15 protein-coding genes are annotated in these 16912 nt (G+C 60.3%); 6 read left to right on the forward strand and 9 right to left on the reverse strand.

What is annotated here, in order from left to right; translation table 11 throughout:
• Positions 1-20: 20 nt before the first annotated feature.
• The 5 genes from T18_RS20760 to T18_RS20780 all read right to left on the reverse strand — a co-directional run bounded on the left by T18_RS20760 (position 21) and on the right by T18_RS20780 (position 5618).
• Positions 21-341 (reverse strand): hypothetical protein, encoded by a 321-nt coding sequence (locus tag T18_RS20760; protein ID WP_233284967.1) that lies wholly within the window; start codon positions 339-341, stop codon positions 21-23.
• A 236-nt stretch (positions 342-577) separates the two neighbouring features.
• Entirely contained in the window at positions 578-1153 is a 576-nt protein-coding gene (locus tag T18_RS20765; RefSeq protein ID WP_019566864.1) for a sarcosine oxidase subunit gamma, read from the reverse strand.
• Positions 1146-4070: a sarcosine oxidase subunit alpha family protein gene (locus T18_RS20770; RefSeq protein ID WP_019566865.1), complete on the reverse strand. Its 2925-nt coding sequence runs from the start codon at positions 4068-4070 to the stop codon at positions 1146-1148. The genes T18_RS20765 and T18_RS20770 overlap by 8 nt, the downstream gene beginning before the upstream one ends.
• Positions 4067-4357: a sarcosine oxidase subunit delta gene (locus T18_RS20775; RefSeq protein ID WP_003518230.1), complete on the reverse strand. Its 291-nt coding sequence runs from the start codon at positions 4355-4357 to the stop codon at positions 4067-4069. Before T18_RS20775 ends, T18_RS20770 begins: the two co-directional genes overlap by 4 nt.
• 10 nt (positions 4358-4367) lie before the next feature.
• Positions 4368-5618, reverse strand: coding sequence for a sarcosine oxidase subunit beta family protein (locus tag T18_RS20780; RefSeq protein ID WP_038494822.1), 1251 nt, complete (start codon positions 5616-5618; stop codon positions 4368-4370).
• Positions 5619-5758: 140 nt separating this feature from the next.
• Between T18_RS20780 and T18_RS20785 the strand changes: the two genes are divergently transcribed.
• Positions 5759-6745 carry a GlxA family transcriptional regulator gene (locus tag T18_RS20785; protein WP_038494825.1) on the forward strand — a complete coding sequence of 329 codons (987 nt, stop codon included), beginning with the start codon at positions 5759-5761 and terminating at the stop codon, positions 6743-6745.
• A gap of 55 nt (positions 6746-6800) precedes the next feature.
• Here T18_RS20785 and T18_RS20790 read toward each other — a convergent pair whose 3' ends face one another.
• The 4 genes from T18_RS20790 to T18_RS20805 all read right to left on the reverse strand — a co-directional run bounded on the left by T18_RS20790 (position 6801) and on the right by T18_RS20805 (position 11555).
• The gene (locus tag T18_RS20790) at positions 6801-8342 is read right to left on the reverse strand and encodes a sugar ABC transporter ATP-binding protein (RefSeq protein WP_038494827.1); all 1542 of its coding nucleotides are present in this window, start codon (positions 8340-8342) and stop codon (positions 6801-6803) included.
• A 4-nt stretch (positions 8343-8346) separates the two neighbouring features.
• Positions 8347-9324 carry an ABC transporter permease gene (locus T18_RS20795; RefSeq protein ID WP_038494831.1) on the reverse strand — a complete coding sequence of 326 codons (978 nt, stop codon included), beginning with the start codon at positions 9322-9324 and terminating at the stop codon, positions 8347-8349.
• Positions 9325-9334: 10 nt separating this feature from the next.
• Entirely contained in the window at positions 9335-10375 is a 1041-nt protein-coding gene (locus T18_RS20800; RefSeq protein WP_038494834.1) for an ABC transporter permease, read from the reverse strand.
• 139 nt (positions 10376-10514) lie between these two features.
• Positions 10515-11555 (reverse strand): sugar ABC transporter substrate-binding protein, encoded by a 1041-nt coding sequence (locus T18_RS20805; protein ID WP_038494837.1) that lies wholly within the window; start codon positions 11553-11555, stop codon positions 10515-10517.
• Positions 11556-11706: 151 nt separating this feature from the next.
• On the opposite strand from T18_RS20805, the gene T18_RS20810 reads away from it, so the two are divergent.
• The 5 genes from T18_RS20810 to T18_RS20830 are packed head-to-tail and all read left to right on the forward strand — an operon-like array spanning position 11707 to position 16894.
• Positions 11707-12456: a GntR family transcriptional regulator gene (locus T18_RS20810; RefSeq protein WP_025595124.1), complete on the forward strand. Its 750-nt coding sequence runs from the start codon at positions 11707-11709 to the stop codon at positions 12454-12456.
• Between the two features lie 22 nt (positions 12457-12478).
• Positions 12479-13219: an SDR family NAD(P)-dependent oxidoreductase gene (locus T18_RS20815; protein ID WP_003518213.1), complete on the forward strand. Its 741-nt coding sequence runs from the start codon at positions 12479-12481 to the stop codon at positions 13217-13219.
• A gap of 19 nt (positions 13220-13238) precedes the next feature.
• The gene (locus tag T18_RS20820) at positions 13239-14711 is read left to right on the forward strand and encodes a mannitol dehydrogenase family protein (RefSeq protein ID WP_038495874.1); all 1473 of its coding nucleotides are present in this window, start codon (positions 13239-13241) and stop codon (positions 14709-14711) included.
• Between the two features lie 3 nt (positions 14712-14714).
• Positions 14715-15908 carry a mannonate dehydratase gene (uxuA, locus tag T18_RS20825; protein WP_038494840.1) on the forward strand — a complete coding sequence of 398 codons (1194 nt, stop codon included), beginning with the start codon at positions 14715-14717 and terminating at the stop codon, positions 15906-15908.
• On the forward strand, positions 15905-16894 hold the full coding sequence (locus T18_RS20830; RefSeq protein ID WP_038494843.1) for an aldo/keto reductase: 990 nt from the start codon (positions 15905-15907) through the stop codon (positions 16892-16894). Before uxuA ends, T18_RS20830 begins: the two co-directional genes overlap by 4 nt.
• The last annotated feature ends 18 nt before the right edge of the window (positions 16895-16912 follow it).

Below are 16912 nucleotides of genomic sequence, written 5' to 3' on the forward strand. Positions count from 1 at the left end.
ATGAAAATGCTCTGTTGTTGCTAGCCCGGCCGATTCAATACAGTTTGGCCGGCTTCGTGTTTGACAATCCGCAGCATGGGCTGCCCGCCCATCTCGGCGGATTCAAACCGGGCAAGAAGGTCGAATGAGGTTACGGCTTCGCCCGCCTTGAAGCATTTTCCGTGGACGGCGAGATGTCCAAGCCCAAATACGGCAAGAAGAGCCTCCGTTTGGTTATCCGACGACGTGTCGAAGAGCAAATTCGCTTGGCCGAAATGCTCGAGACCGGTAGTCCAGGCTCTGGTCGCGCCGTCGTCAAAATAGAGTGTTGCCGAAAAATATTGAACATTGTCGCTTGTCACTACGATAACCTCATATTTCCGCTGCACTAGTCCGGCCGTTTTCACAGGCGGCGATAGCCCATCTAGTCGATTTTTGCGACAATATGATTTGCGCCGTCGTCAGAGCGATTATTCACTGATGGCTCAGAACGGTAACCGTTCGAGATGATCCCGATGCGCCCATGTCAACACGACACAGTTCGCCCGTACACGTCGACGATTGGCAAAAAACGGTCTGGTGGCTTTGCAGTCCCGCTTTATGCGGCAGCGCCAAGAAGTTCCGCCTGACGACGGATCGCAGTCTCGATCACATGCCACAGTGTTTCCGCAGCGGAGCGCATGCCGAGGATGGCAAGGCGGTCCGGCGCGCGCCGGATGACGAAAACGCTCATATGTTCCATGCCTGTGCGCGTGGCGGCCCCTTGCCCGAATACCGAGGGATCGAGGTTCACCAGCTTCTGCATGAGCGCGACAATCGGCGCCTCGCCTGCGTCGCTCTCGATTTCGAAGGCGACGAAGCCATCGGTCTGTTCAGTCACGGAACAGGAAGGGCAAAGGCTCGCGAGTTCTGCGGCGAAATCCGTTTCGGCCCGGTCTGCGGCCTCAATCAGCCATTGGCCCGGCCCCGTCCAAAAAGCTGAAACCGTGCCTTGCTGGACCCATTTTCCGGGACCCGGCAAGGTGAGGTCAAAAGGCACCGGTTCTTTGACGTTGCGGCGCAGGCTGAGCGATGCGAGGGCAAGCCCCGAATTTTCCTCAAGTCGCAGCGTGCCATGGTGGGCGCGCCGCGAAGTTTGCGCGCCGAGTGCGGTTGTCGGCTTCAAATCAGGCACGGAGTCTCTCTCCCTCAGGGTCGATGAAATGGGGCGAGACCACACGCAATTCGACCGACTGTCCCTGCAAGGGGTTGGCCGCGACGACGATCTCTCCGATACGGTTTGCACCATCGGCAAGGAAACCAAGACCGATGCTGAAACCGAGGTTGGGCGAATAGCAGGCGGATGTGATCCAGCCTTGATCGGTCTCGGTATTCTGGCTGGCGCCGCGGGTAAACAGATGTGAACCTGACACCACAGGGTCCGTTGCCGCAAGCGGCTGCAGGCCGACGAGCACCCGGCTTTCGCCGACAAGCCCTTCGCGGCGAGTCATGACGGTACCAATCGCGTCTTTCTTGGCCGAAACCATCCTGCCCATGCCCAGCATCTGCGCCGTCGTCTGGCCGTTCAACTCGTTTCCGGCAGCATGGCCTTTTTCGATACGCATGACACCAAGCGCTTCCGTCCCGTAGGCGGTGGCTCCAAGATCCGCACCGATCTCCATCAGCCGGGACATCAGGGCATTACCGTAACGGGCGGGGACTGCAATCTCGTAAGCAAGTTCCCCTGAAAACGAGATCCGGAACAGCCGTGCTCGCAATCCCGCGCAAACCGTCAGTTCGGCGCAGGCCATGAAGGGAAAGGCTGCGTTGGAAAGGTCGAAACCATCGACAATGCGTTCGATAAGGCGGCGGGCGTTCGGACCGGCGACTGCGAGCTGTGCCCAGGCATCCGTTGCCGAGATCAATTGCACATCCAATTCCGGCCACAGGCATTGGCGGGCGAATTCCATGTGACGATAGACCGGGCCGGCCTGGGCCGTGGTCGTGGTGACGATATAATGATCCTCACGCAGACGGGCACAGGTGCCGTCATCATAGGCGTGGCCGTCTTCCCGCAGCATCAGGCCGTAACGGACCATGCCGACCTTGAGGCTCTTCATTGCATTGCAGTAGAGACGGTCGAGAAATTCAGCCGCATCGGCGCCCTGAACATCCACCTTGCCAAGCGTCGTCACATCGCAGATGCCGACGCCCTTTCGGGTGGCCAGAACCTCGCGGTCGACGGATTGCCGCCAATGGGTCTCCCCGGCTTGAGGGAAATATTGGGCACGCATCCATTGACCGACTTCGACGAAAACGGCGCCATGCGCTTCAGCCCAGGCATGGCTGGGTGTCAGGCGGCGCGGACGGAAATGTGCGCCGGTGTCGCCGCCGCCGAGTACCGCCATCGAAACCGGCGTATAGGGAGGGCGAAAAATCGTCGTACCCGTATCCGGTATCGATTTGCCCGTCAGTTCGGACATGATTGCCAATGCGGTGGCATTCGATGTCTTGCCCTGGTCAGTTGCCATACCAAGCGTTGTCCAGCGCTTGAGATGCTCGATGGGCCGCATGTTTTCCTGATGGGCGAGCTTGATGTCCTTGACCGTGACGTCGTTCTGAAAATCGACCCAGGCGCGCCCTTTCCCCGGCACATGCCACAGGGGCTTGATGCCGATTTGCGTATCCTCGGCCTCCGGCAGGGCTGGCCTGGATGCGGCGATCCCCATTTGCTCCAGAGCCGTTATGGCAGCGGATGCACCGGAGATCAGCGCCGCCCCCGTGCTGCCTTTGCCGGCCGCGGCCCCTGAAACGAGCATATGCGAGGGTACGTCACCGGGCAGGAATGCCTGTAGCCCGTCATCCCATAACGGGCGACCGCGCTGGTGCGATGTAAGATGAACATTGGGGTTCCAGCCCCCGGAGATACCAAGCGCACCGCAATCGATGGTTTCGTCATAGCCATCCTTGCGGACATCGATGGAAACCAACCCCAGCCTGCCTTTGCTGCCGGTAACTGTCGCCCCCGCAATCAGGCGGTATTCCGCAAGCGCCCGCGCATCCGGGCGCGGATCGATGACTGCGGCGATCTCGACACCTTTCGCAGCCAGGTCGACAGCGGTCCGATGGCCGTCATCGTTATTGGTGAAGATTGCGACCCTGCCTGCCGGACTGACTGCCCAGCGATTGGCATAGGCACGCAGCGAACCGGCAAGCATGATCCCCGGCCGGTCGTTATTTTTAAACGGGATATGCCTCTCTGTCGCCCCGGCGGCAAGCACCGTGCGCTTTGCAGTGATGCGCCAGAGGGACTGGCGTACGCCCTTAGGTGCGGCAAGATGGTCGGAAACCCGCTCGACCGCACCGAATATGCCATGGTCGAATGAGCCGAAAACCGTGGTGCGGCGCATGACGCGCAGGTTCGGCAGGGTTGAAAACTCCGCCTCTAGCGTTCCGATCCAGTCGGTTGCAGGGGCGCCGTCGAGCAGGTGGCTCTCTGCAAGCAGGCGACCTCCGAGGCGATTGTCCTCGTCCGCCAGAATAACCTTGGCACCGGCACGCGCCGCGGTCAGGGCAGCAGCCAGACCGGCCGCTCCGGCGCCGATGACCAGCAGATCGCAGTGAAGGAACCCCTTGTCGTAACTGTCGGGGTCCGGTTTCATCGACAGGCTTCCAAGTCCCGCAGCCTTGCGAATGGCGGGCTCATAGAGCTTTTCCCAGAACGCCTTCGGCCACATGAACGTTTTGTAGTAAAAGCCTGCGGTCAGGAAATCGGCAAACAGATCATTGATCGCAAGGGCATCGAAAGACAGGGACGGCCAGCGGTTCTGGCTTTTCGCCTCCAACCCGTCGAACAGTTCGACCGTCGTGGCGCGGGTATTCGGCTCCAGCCGCGATCCCGTGCGCAATTCGACCAGCGCATTCGGCTCTTCTGAGCCGGCAGAGATCACGCCTCTGGGGCGATGATATTTGAAGCTGCGCCCCATCAGGCGGACATCGTTTGCCAGAAGTGCCGAGGCGAGCGTGTCGCCGGGATGCCCCTGATAATTCTTTCCATCGAAGGTGAAATGCAGCACCTTGCTGCGGTCGATCAAGCCGTCCTTCAGTCTCATGCTTCATCTGCCTTCTGACGGAGCGCCACCTCGTTTGCGAGTTCCGCTCCGAGGATTTCATGGGTGACGGTGTTTCGCGTGACCACGAGCCAGCTGCGATCACCCTGTTCGTGAAACCACAGTTCCCGATGCAGGCCGGCGGGATTGTCACGCAGATAGACATAATCGTTGAAGTCTTTCGCAGCGCTCTCGGCCATTCCGTCCGGTCGACGCAACAGGGCGGCATCGCCGAGATAGGTGAATTCCTGAGCGTCGCGCGGCCCGAGCAGTGGGTGAGGGATCAGCATTGTTCAAGCCTCAGTGAAGGTTCGGTTGGGCACCGGCGCCCTTTTCGTCGATGACATAGCCCTTTTCGAACCGGTCGAGCCGGTAGGCCTTGGCCGTATTATGCGGGGTATCCGTGGCCAGCAGGTGCGCGAATGCATAGCCGCTGGCCGGCGTCGCCTTGAAGCCGCCGTAACACCAGCCGGCATTGAGATAGAGGCCCTTCACAGGCGTGTGGTCGATGATCGGTGAACCGTCCATCGACATGTCCATGATGCCACCCCATATGCGCAGCAGGCGCGCCCGGCCGATCATCGGCATCAGCGCCATGCCGCCCTCGGCGACATCTTCGATGACGGGCAGATTGCCGCGCTGGGCATAGGAATTATAGCCGTCGATATCGCCACCGAAGACCAGGCCACCCTTGTCGGACTGGCTGACGTAGAAATGGCCTGCTCCGAAGGTTATGACGCCCGGTATGGTCGGCTTCAGCCCTTCCGAAACGAAGGCTTGCAGCACATGGCTTTCAATAGGCAGACGCATGCCCGCCATGGCCATGACGCGGCCGGTCGATCCCGCCACGGCGACGCCGACCTTTCCGGCACCGATGTAGCCACGGCTGGTTTCCACGCCCTTGATCGTTCCATCCTCGATGCGAAATCCCTGGACTTCGCAGTTCTGGATAAGATCGACCCCTGCCAGATCGGCGCCACGCGCGTAACCCCAGGCAACGCCATCGTGGCGGGCAGTTCCAGCGCGGCGCTGGTAAAGGCCGCCCTTGATCGGAAAGCGTGCATTGTCGAAATTGAGAAACGGGATCATAGCGCGGAGATCGTCTTGCGCCAGCAGTTGCGCGTCCGCACCGGCCAGCAGCATGGCGTTGCCGCGACGGCGGTAGGCATCGCGCTGCGCGTCGGTGTGGAACAGGTTCACAATGCCGCGCTGGCTTACCATCGCATTGAAATTGAATTCCTGTTCAAGCCCTTCCCAGAGTTTCATCGAAAACTCATAGAATGGCTCGTTTCCGGGCAGCAGATAGTTTGAGCGGATGATCGTGGTGTTGCGCCCGATGTTTCCTGATCCCAGCCAGCCTTTTTCCAGAACGGCGATCCGCGACTTGGAGAAGGTCTTGGCTAGATAATAGGCCGTTGCAAGTCCATGACCGCCACCGCCAACAATGATGAAATCGTAATGAGGTTGCGGATCGGGGTTCCGCCACAGTGGGCGCCAGCCCTTGTGGCCGGTCAGGGCCTGTTTGAAAACCTGGAGAGCCGAATAGCGCAAATCTGTGTTCCTCGAAAACAGGGCGGTTGTCCAAGTTTATAGCGCGATACCGCACGATTTTTTTATCCGTGACGGACGCATTATTGTCCATTTTGGCCAAGTCGGCTAAGCTTGCCCTGGGGATTGTCTTGGAGCAGGTCATGCACGCCGAAGGGTCGATGTCGATCGGGTTCATACTCATTGAGGGTTATGCGCTGATGTCGTTGGCTGCGGCGGTTGAGCCGCTGCGCGCGGCCAATCACCTTGCCGGCAAAACGCTCTACCATTGCCGGTTTTATTCGGCGAATGGCGGGTTTGGCGCATCCACGTCAGGCGGAGGTTTTGATACCGCGCCCGTTTCGCGGGCTTTGTCTGAGAAGCTGGATCTGGTCTTCATCGTCGCGGGCGGAAATCCCATGCTCTATGAAGATCCGGCACTTGTGCGCAACCTGCGCACGCTCAACCAGCGGGGTGTCAAGCTCGGAGGCATTTCCGGCGGCGCGGCGATCCTTGCTAAATCCGGTCTGATGACGGGCAGACGTTTTACCGTTCACTGGACCCACATCGATCCGCTTAGTGAATATGCCAGCGATCTCCTGATCGAGCGTGCGCTCTACGTCATCGATCGCGATCGCTACACTTGCGCGGGCGGCGTTGCCGCCATTGACATGATGGGGGCTTTTATTGCGAAAGACCATGGTTCTGCCTTCGCGCGCGATGTCAGCGAATGGTTCATACATCCGCGTTTGAGAACGGCCGATGAGCCTCAGTTGGGCCGCGCCGGCCAACGTTTCAACGTCCACCACCCGGTACTCGAAGCTGCCATTGAACTCATGACGACCCATGTTGCGGATCCCCTGTCGCCGGAGCAGCTGGGCCAATTGTGCGGCAGCAGTATTCGCCAGCTCCACCGTCTGTTTTCCAGCCATTTCGACCAATCCATGATGTCTTTTTACCGTGGTCTTCGGCTGGCAAAGGCGGATGAGCTGCTGCAGCAGACCTCGCTTTCGATCGTTGACGTGGCCTTGCTGACGGGGTTCTCGACCGCTGCCCATTTCACCCGTTGCTACACCCAGAAATACGCCGTTCCGCCCAGCAGAAGGCGTCGTGCCGTGAGAGATTTCGAGCAGCCGTCCGATGGTACCTGACGCCCTACCGGAACAGCGTGCGGTTTTTGCGATGACACTTCGGCAAGGCCGTGCGTCATGCCTGACGTGAAAGGGCCGTTACGCGCTCCGCATCATGGATCAAGCCCATGATACCCTCGCTCATATCGGCATAGACGCCATTGTTTTCGACCACGCCTTTAACCCGATAGCGGTCCATGACAACAATGCGGTCGGCCAGTGCCACCATCTCCGGCATGTCACTGGTAATGACGAGAATGGCGGTGCCGCTGTCTGCAAGCTCGCGCAGCAGATCGTGCAGATAGGCCTTGGTCTTGATGTCGATGCCAACAGAAGGTTCGTCTACGATCAGCAGCTTCACGTCGGCGGCAAGCCACTTGGCGACGCTGATCTTCTGCTGGTTGCCGCCGGAAAGATTACCCACGGTCTGGCTCAGGCTCGGCGTCTTCACCTCAAGTTTCTGCAGGAAAGGGGTGACCGCCGCACGGATGCGGCTGTCGGAAAGCACGCCGAATGCGTTTGAGAGCTTGCGCCAGATGGGAACGCCCGCATTGGCGAGAACGGAATGCTGGAGAATGAGGCCGTCACCCTTGCGGTCCTCGCTGACGTAACCGACGCCGTATTCGTGGATGGCTTCGGCAACGGAGCGGATGCGGGCCGGGCGATCTTCGATCCGGACTTCGCCCTCCGTGACGGCGAATTTACCCATGATCGATTTTGCCAATTCGGTGCGCCCAGCGCCCACCAGCCCGTAAAGGCCGACGATTTCACCCTTGCGCACGGAAAGACTGACATCGCGATGGCCGATTGCGGTAGAAACACCTTTGAGTTCAAGCACCAGCGGATTGTGCTCGACCGCGCGTTTGCGCCAGCCACCGCCGCCTTCGGCACGGCCAATCATCAGGCGCACCAGGTCCTGGCGTCCGAGACCTTCCATCGACCGGCTTTCGCAGGCGTTTTCGCCATCCCTCAGCACCGTCACCCGGTCGCAAATGTCGAGAACCTCCTCCAACTTGTGGCTGACGAAGACCAGGCTTGCGCCATCATCGCGCAGGCGGCGCAGAATGCGGAAGAGGTTGTCCGTTTCGCTCGGGGTCAGCGATGTCGTGGGTTCGTCGAGCAAAAGAACCCGGCTTTGCAGGGAAAGCGCCTTCGCAATTTCCACGAGCTGCATTTGCGCAACGGAAAGCTCGGATACCGGCATCGCCGGATCGACTTCCAGATTGAGAGCCTGCAGCCAGCGGCGTGCGTCGCGGTTCAGCGCGGCGTAGTCGATGGGTTTGAGATAGTGCGCCCCAAGCTTTTCCATGTGGATATTCTCGGCAATCGAGAAGCGCGGGATGAGGTTGCGTTCCTGATGGACGACACCGATGCCGCGGGCAATGGCCTCGCGCGGGTTGCCGAAGCGTACTTCCTGCCCATCGACAAGGATTTGGCCACTGCTCTGATGGTGGACGCCGGTAATGACCTTGATCAACGTCGATTTGCCGGCGCCGTTCTCACCTAGCAACGCGTGGATCGATCCCGGCTCCAGCGAAAGATTGACGCCCTTGAGCGCCCGGACGCCGGGAAACACTTTTTCGATGTTGCGCGCCTGAAAAACAGGTTGCTTGTCCATGATGTCAGGCCTTTCCTGTCTTTTTGCCGAGATGCGTTTCGCGCAGGCGGTTGATGCCAACGGCGGCGAGGATCATTGCGCCGAGCACCACCTGCACGAGGAACGGATCGATGGAGAACAGCACGAGTGCCTGCGTGATGATGGCGACGATGACGACGCCGAGCAGGGTCGCCCCGACGCTGACATGCCCGCCAGCCAGTACCGCACCGCCGATAACGGGTGCGGCAAAGGACAGGATGAGCCAGTCGTCACCAATGGAAGGCTGGCCGATCTGCAGGCGGGATACGAGCAGAATGCCGGCGACCGACGCCAGAAGGCCGGAAATGCCGTGCGCCACGATCATTGTCGTGCGGATCGAAATGCCGGAAAGCTCTGCCGCATGGCTGTTGCCGCCAATGGCAAGGATGAAGCGACCTATCGGCTGGCGGCGCAGCATGAACCACAGCGCGAATGCGATGATGATGGTGGGTGCTGCGAGCCACGGAACCGGGCCAACGAGCAGTGCCGAGCCGAAGGCTTTCACCTGTCCCGGCACGCCGTAGAACGGCTCCGCCCGGGTGATGCCAAGGTTGATACCCTTGTAGATCGACAGGGTCGCCAGTGTGATGACGAAGGCGGAAATGCCGGTGATGGCAATCAGCAGACCGTTGAGCATGCCGCAGACAACACCGATCAGTACCGTAGCAATGGCGGCCATCGGTGCCGAAAGCCCCCAGACCTGCATCAGTCCCGCAAAGGAGATTGCGGCCAGTCCGCCGATTGCGCCCACGGACAGGTTCATCTGGCCAATGGCAATGATGATCATCTGGGAAAAGGCGATGAGCGCATTGACCGCGATTGCAAGAAGGAGAATCTGGATGTTGAAGGAAGAGAGGAAGTTGGGGCTGAAGCCGCGGATAAGCGCGATTGCCAGCACCGTGACCAATAGGGGGCCGAACCAGTCGGTTCTGGCAAGGCGTAGAAGGGTGTTGTCGGTCTTCATCGTCCAGTCCTTAAGCCAGGTTGCGTCGGGCGAGATAGCTTCGCCGCGCCTTGTCCATCAAAACCGCGAGCAACAGCAGCAGGCCGAGAAATGTCTGGACCCAGAATTCACCGAGCTGAAGCAGCAGCAGGCCGCTGGTGAGCATGGTGACCAAAAGCGCGCCAAGACAGGTGCCGAGCACCGAAACCTTGCCGCCCTGCAAAAGCGTGCCACCGAGAACCGGGCCGAGAAAAGCTGGCAGAAGCCAGTCCTGCCCAAGCTGGCCTGCCATGGAAGGAATGGCGGCCCCCGTGCGCGTCACCAGCATCAGGGCGGCAAGTGCCGCAAGCAGGCCCGACAGCATGTGACAGGCAATGAAGATACGGTCGACCCGAATGCCGGAAAGTTCCGCCGCTTCCGGGCGTGCGCCTGCCGCCAGCATTTCGCGGCCAAGAACGGTGCGTCGGTAGAGAAAGGACAGGGCAAGCGCCGTTGCGAGCGTGACGAGAAGCAGCGGCGAGAAATAGGTCGTGAGCTTCATTTTTCCGAAGGCTGCGAAGATCGGCGGTAGGCCACGGTAGGCCTCGGCGCGCGTCAGGAAGATCATCACGCCGAAAAAGATGCTCATGGTGGCAAGCGTGATGATGAAGCTGTGCAGCCCCGTGCGGATGACGGTCCAGCCATTGACGAAACCGAGCGCCGCGCCGGTGGCGAGACCGCCAATGAGGGCGAGCGGCCACGGCACGCCAAGCACCTCGATCAGATAACCACAGGCCATGGCCGCCGAGACACCGATCGCTCCAACGGCAAGATTGAGGCCGCCGGTCACGATCACCGCCATCATCGACAGGCCGATCATGATGTTGATCGCGGCACTGCGACCAAGCGTGAACAGATTGAAAGGCGAAAGGAAGCCGCTGGCCGCGACGCCAAAAATGACGGCGAAGACGACGATCAGCAGAATGAGGCCGAATTCATTGGTCAGAAAAAAGCGGCCTTGCGAAAGGCTGGACCCCATTCGTCTGTCGCCCTCCTGCGAGCCCTTTGTGAGCAAAGTATCGTTCACGGTCATGAAACTGTCCCGGTATTGGTTCGCCCGAAGCGCCTGCGCGGGTCGCCTGGTCATTGCGCTGCCGCCTGAAAGAATATTTTCTGGCGGGGCAGATTGCCGGGCGCGGTCGTTTGCCGCCCGGCAATTGCTCGAGGCATGATTAGTTGCAGCTCAGATAGGTCGTATCGAAGTTGGTGAGCAGCTTTTTGGTCTCGGCGCGCATGGCATCGATGTAGTTGTCCACCTTGGCGGCATCGACATAGGCGGTGCTGGAATCGATGAACTTGGTCGTCAGCGCATTGGATTTGAACGGCGCATCTTCCTTCACCTTGCAGCCGGCCTGAAGTTTGCTCAGTGCAAACGCGCCGATATAACCCTGGCCATAGGGGTTCTGAAGCATCGTGCCGTCGACGAAACCGTCCTTGATCGCTTTCAGCACGACTTCGTCGTGGTCGATGCCGACCATGTGGATGCGCTTGTCGCCGATCTTGCGCAGTGCGTTGGAGGCAACGACCGCAGGAACCCAGGCTGTGGTCACGATGCCGTCCACTTCGGAAGCGTGGGCGGCTAGGTAGGCGCTGATCTTTTCTTCCGCCGGTTCCGGCGCGTCGATATCGGCGATGACCTGAACGACCTCGGCGCCGGCTTCGTCAGCTGCCTTTTTCACGGCATCGATACGAAGCTGGGTGTTGGGGTCCACAAGGAAGCCGGTGAAATGGGCGATGCGTTTTTTGCCCGTTCCCATCGCCTTGATCAGCTCCTTGGTGCCGAGATAAGCGGAATTACCGGTGTCGGTACCAAGGCAGAAGGCGGCGGGCGAGGGGTCCTTGAAGCATCCGGCGCCAGCAATCACATTCGCGCCGTTGCCGGTCAGTTCCTCTGCTGTCGAGACCGCGCCGACGGGATCGCCTGGGAAAATCAGGAAGCCGTTATAACCCTGGCTCAGAAGGCTTTCGAGAAGCTGGTTCTGCTGTGCCAGTTCCCACTTTTGCGGCACCTTATAGTCGGCGCCAGCCAGGCCGAAGTCCTTGGCCGCGTCCTTGCCGGCCTGTTCCCAGGCGGCGAAATAAGGGTGCGGACCGCCCGGAACGAGGGCGATCTTGCTGGCGTCCGCCGCCTGCGCGACACCGCACGCTCCCGCGCCGATGATTGCGGCAGCGACGAGGCTGCGCATGAAATACGTCATGTTTTTCTCCTCCATGAAACGGCCTGCTCCTTAAAAAAAGCGACTGGAACCTCCCTTAATCGCTCTTTCTCCCAACAGCCGGCTTGCGTAAGCACCATGGACACTAGTATACTTGTATCCAAGTAGCAACGAGATTTTCACGACCGCCTTTTGAAGGGGAGCGTTCATGACGAAAAACACCAATGCCGGTTTCACTGGGCGCGGCGCTCATCAAGAGGCCCCCGGCTCCGGAATCGAAAGCGTGGAGCTTGTGGTCAATCGTTATGGCTCGGTTGCCGATCAGGTTCATGCGGCGTTGCGTCAGGCGATCGTCGAGGTCCGCCTAGCGCCCGGTGCGCCCATCAGTGAAAACTCGATCTGCCGTCAGTTTTCGGTGTCGCGCACCCCGGTGCGTGCCGCGATCCAGCGCCTGTCGGAAGAGGGTCTTGTGGACGTCTATCCGCAACTCGGCAGCTTTGTTGCGCCGATCAGGCTTGGCGAAATTCAGGACAGCCATTTTATCCGCCGTTCACTCGAAGTGGCTTTGCTGCGCGAAGTCGCGCCGAAGTGGACGAAAGAAATGAGCCGTACGATGCGCGACGTCATCGCCGAGCAGGAAAGAGTGATTGCCGCCAACGACGCATCCGGTTTCTTTCATGCCGACGAGGCGTTTCACCGCCTGCTCGGCACGTTTTCCGGTCGCGAAGGTGTCTGGCAGGCGATCCTTGCTGCCAAGGTGACCCTGTCGCGGTTCCATCGTTATTGGGCAAAGCCGGAACGATTGCCCGCCGTCATCGAAGAGCATCTGGCAGTCGTGGATGCTCTCGACCGTGGCGATGCCGAAGGTGCGGAAAAGGCGCTGGTGACGCATCTGGATATGGTTTTCGTGATCTACGAACAGTTGCCTGAAGAAGAGCGGAAGCATTTATCCATTTGATAGTGGACGTGGAGGAGACAGAATGGAACTGAAACACAAGACGGCGCTCGTGACAGGCGCTTGTGGCGGCATCGGCCGTGCCGTGGTTGCGGCGCTGGTCGCGCAAGGGGCGAGGGTAATCGCCTTCGATCGCGACATCGAAGCTGTTGCGGCGCTTGCGGAGGGGTTTGGCGGTGCTTGTGATCCCGTCGCCGTCGATCTCGGCGATGCGACGGCGCTGCAGGCCGTCATGAAAGATGTCGCCAACCGTTTCGAGGTCATAGACATTCTCGTCAACAATGCCGGTGTGCTGTCGCCGCACAAGCTGGGAGCGACCACGCTTGATGACTGGCACAGGCTGATGGCCGTCAATCTCGATGCCGCCCTGCTGCTGACGCAGGCCGTCGTTCCCGCCATGAAGGAAAACCGCTGGGGGCGGCTGATCAACATCTCGTCCTATGCCTGGAAGTCCGGTGGCCTGACGGCGGGCACGGCCTATTCGGTCTCGAAATCGGCGCTGGTGGGCCTCACTTACTCGTCCGCTCGCGAACTTGCCCCTTTCGGCGTCACCGCCAATGCAGTCGCGCCGGCCTATGTGGTTTCGCCGATGATCATGGAGCAACTGTCAGAGGAAGACCGCCAGCGCCAGCTTGCGGCCATTCCCGTCGGGCGGTTCTGCCAGCCGGAAGAGGTGGCCCATACCGTAGGTTTCCTCGCTTCGCCGCTGTCCGGCTTCATGACCGGCACTGTCGTTGACATGAATGGCGGCCTGCAATTCGGCTGAGATACGGAGATAAATGACCATGACAGAACGCCTCTCGTCCCTTGCGTTGCCGCATCTGCCAAACGACGTCCTTTTGCCCGCCTATGACCGCAAAGCGGTGACACCGGGTATCGTGCATCTCGGCGTTGGCGCTTTTCACCGCGCCCATCAGGCCGTCTTCATCGATGATTGCCTGGCGCGGGGCGAAAGCGGCTGGGGCATTGTCGCTACCTCGCTGCGCAGCCCCGATACTCGCGATGCCATCGCGCCGCAGGACAATCTCTATACATTCTGCCTGCGTGACGGTGAAAACGAAACGCTGCGGATTGTCGGTTCAATCCTCGAGACCATCGTTGCTCCTGAAGATCCGGAGCGGCTGCTGCAAGCCATGACTGATCCGCGGGTCAGAATCGTCACTTTGACGGTCACGGAAAAGGGTTACCTCGCCGATTTGTCGGCGGGCACGCTTCTTCGTGACCATCCCGATGTCGTTCATGATCTGGCGCATCCGCAAAAGCCGCGCTCCGCGCTCGGTTTTCTGCTGGAAGCGACAAGACGCCGGCGGGCCGCCGGGGCTGTGCCGCTGACTTTGCTCTCCTGCGACAATCTTCCGTCCAACGGTCGCATCCTGCACCGTCTTCTGGTGGAGATGGCTGGTCTCACCGATAATGATCTCGCTGCCTTCATCGCGGAAAATCTCTCCTGCCCCTGCGTCATGGTGGACCGCATCGTGCCCGCCACCACCGCAACTGACCGCGAGCGTGTGACGGCGCGTCTCGGCTGCGAGGATGCCTGGCCGGTAATTGCGGAACCCTACTTCCGCTGGGTAATCGAGGATCGCTTTCCGCACGGTCGCCCCGGCATCGAGCTGTCAGGTGCCGAAATCGTTGATGAGGTCGAGCCGTATGAGCATATGAAGCTCAGGATGCTGAACGGCGCTCACACCGCCATGGCCGCAATCGGCCAATGCAGCGGGCTTGAGACGATCGCCGATATCTATGCCGATGTGCGTGTACGCGGTTACGTCGACCGTTACTGGCGGGAGGTTGGTTCGACATTGAGCCCGGCCGTCAGCGGACCGGACTATGTTGCCGGTCTGCGCCAGCGTTTCGCCAACCCCGCCCTTCGTCATCGCGCCGCCCAGATCGCCTCTGACGCTTCACAGAAAGTGCCGCAACGCATTCTCGCGCCGCTTGCGGAGCTGCGTGCCGCAGGCGCGCCGAATAAGGCCGCTCTTTTTGCGGTTGCGATGTGGATACGGTCCTGCGCAGCGCTGAACGAGCGGGGAGAGGCAATTGTCATGGCCGATCCGGCATTTTCCGAATGGAGTGCACCCACCGGCAACGGCGAGGAGCAGGACGCGGTCATCGACCGGTTTTTAACATTCCGTCGCGTCTTCGGGCCTGAATGGCAGGCGGATGAGGCATTCGTAACGGCGCTTCGGGCGGCCTATCGCGACATCGTCCAATACGGCGCGCTCGGCGCCATCGAACGGCATTTTTCGGAGGAGTAGAATATGAAGGAAACCTGGCGCTGGTTCGGTGAATCGGACCCCATCACCTTGCAGCATGTGCGGCAGACCGGCGCCAGCGGCGTTGTAACGGCGCTGCACCAGATCCCCGACGGCACGGCGTGGCCGGTCGAAGAGATCGCCAAACGCAAGGCGATGATCGAGGCGGCCGGCCTGGAATGGAGTGTCTGCGAATCCATTCCGATGGAACAGTCCATCAAGCGCGGCGATGCCGATGCGCCGAAGGCGATTGCGCGCTGGAAAGATACGCTATCCCGTCTCGGTCACGCGGGCGTTCCCGTCGTCTGCTACAATTTCATGCCGGTGGTGGACTGGACACGCACGAACCTGCGCTGGCAGGCACGCAATACCGGCTTGGCGCTGCGCTTCGAAATGGCGGATTTCGTCGCCTATGACGTCTTCATCCTGAAGCGTGTTCGTGCTGCTGAAAATTACGATCCTGCGCTCGTGGCGCGAGCCGAAAAGCGTTTTGCGCAAATGAGCGAAGATGACCAGTCGATTCTCGAGCGTAACATCATCGCCGGCCTGCCGGGCGGCGCCCTGGTGCAGACGCGCGAATCCATCGCCGCTCTGATTGCTTCGTTCGATGGCATCGACAGCGCGACCATGCAGGGCAATCTTCTGGCCTTTCTGAGAGAGGTCGTGCCGGTGGCGGAAGAGGTGGGCGTGCATCTCGGCATCCACCCTGATGATCCACCGTTCTCCCTGTTCGGCCTGCCGCGCGTTGTCTCGACACCTGCAGATATTCGCGCCATCCTCTCGGCCGTTGAAAGCCCGAACAATGGCATTACCCTTTGTACCGGCTCCTACGGCGCCCGCAGCGACAATGATCTTGTGGCGATGGCACGGGAGTTCGCGTCTCGCATCAATTTCGCCCATCTTCGGAATGTGACCGTTGAAGCGGATGGTTCCTTCTTTGAGGACGATCATCTGGATGGCGGAACGGACATGATTGGAGTCATCGAGGCATTGTTGCGCGAGGAGCGGGCCGCCGCCAAGGCTGGCCGCCGCACCAATATTCCAATGCGGCCTGACCACGGCCATCTGCTGGGTGATGACATCACCAAAAAGACCAATCCCGGATATTCCTACATTGGCCGCATGAAGGGGCTCGGCGAACTCCGCGGCGTCATCCGCACCATTGAGCGCCAGCTTCGCCGCGAGGAGGGTACCGCATGAAAACCCGCAAACTTGGTCGCACGGCGCTGTCGCTGAGCGAGCTTTCCTTCGGCGCGGCCGGTATCGGTAATCTCTATCGCAGCGTCAGCCGCGAAGATGCGATGGAGACGCTGCAAGCCGCCTGGGACGCCGGCATCCGCTATTTCGATACCGCACCCTATTACGGGCAGGGCCTTTCCGAACGCCGCCTCGGGGATTTTCTTCAGGGGAAACCACGCGACGAATTCGTGCTGTCCACCAAGGTCGGGCGGATCCTGAAACCGGCTGAAGCGGGCGTGACACCGGATTACGGTTTTGTCGATGCACTGCCTTTCGTGGTGGAATACGACTACAGCTATGATGGCATCATGCGCTCGCATGAGCAAAGCCTCGCCCGGCTTGGTCTCGGTTCAGTGGATATTCTCTATGTCCACGATCTGGAGGAGACCACGCTTGGGGAAGAGGCCTATCGCCATCATTTCAGGATATTCACCGAAAGCGGCATCGAGGCCCTGCACGAGTTGAAGGCGACAGGCCGGATCGGCGCGTTCGGTCTTGGCGTGAATGAGGTTCCGGCTTGTCTGAACCTCATGGAGATAGACGAGATCGACTGCATTCTTCTGGCGGGTCGTTATACGCTGCTCGACCGGTCGGCTGCAGCAAAGCTGCTGGGGCGTTGTGCGGAAACCGGCACCTCGCTCGTCATCGGCGGCGTCTTCAACTCTGGCATTCTTGCGACGGGCGCAAGGCCGGGTGCGACTTTCAACTATAGTGAAGCAGCAGCAGATGTCATGGAGCGGGTGCGCGCCATGGAGCTCCACGCTGCCGGGCACGAGGTTGCACTTGCGGCCGCTGCCCTGCATTTTCCGCTGCAAAATGCCGATGTCGCAAGTGTCCTGATCGGCACCGCAAAACCGGACAGCCTTTTGCGCAACCTGTCTATTTTCGAAACGGCCGTGCCGGACGCCGCCTGGGCGGGTTTCGACGCGCTCGCCCTCGAAAATTGACCGCAACGACAGGGAGGA

It is taken from the genome of Rhizobium sp. TBD182 (assembly GCF_001950375.1).
GTDB classification, from domain to species: Bacteria; Pseudomonadota; Alphaproteobacteria; order Rhizobiales; family Rhizobiaceae; genus Agrobacterium; species Agrobacterium tumefaciens.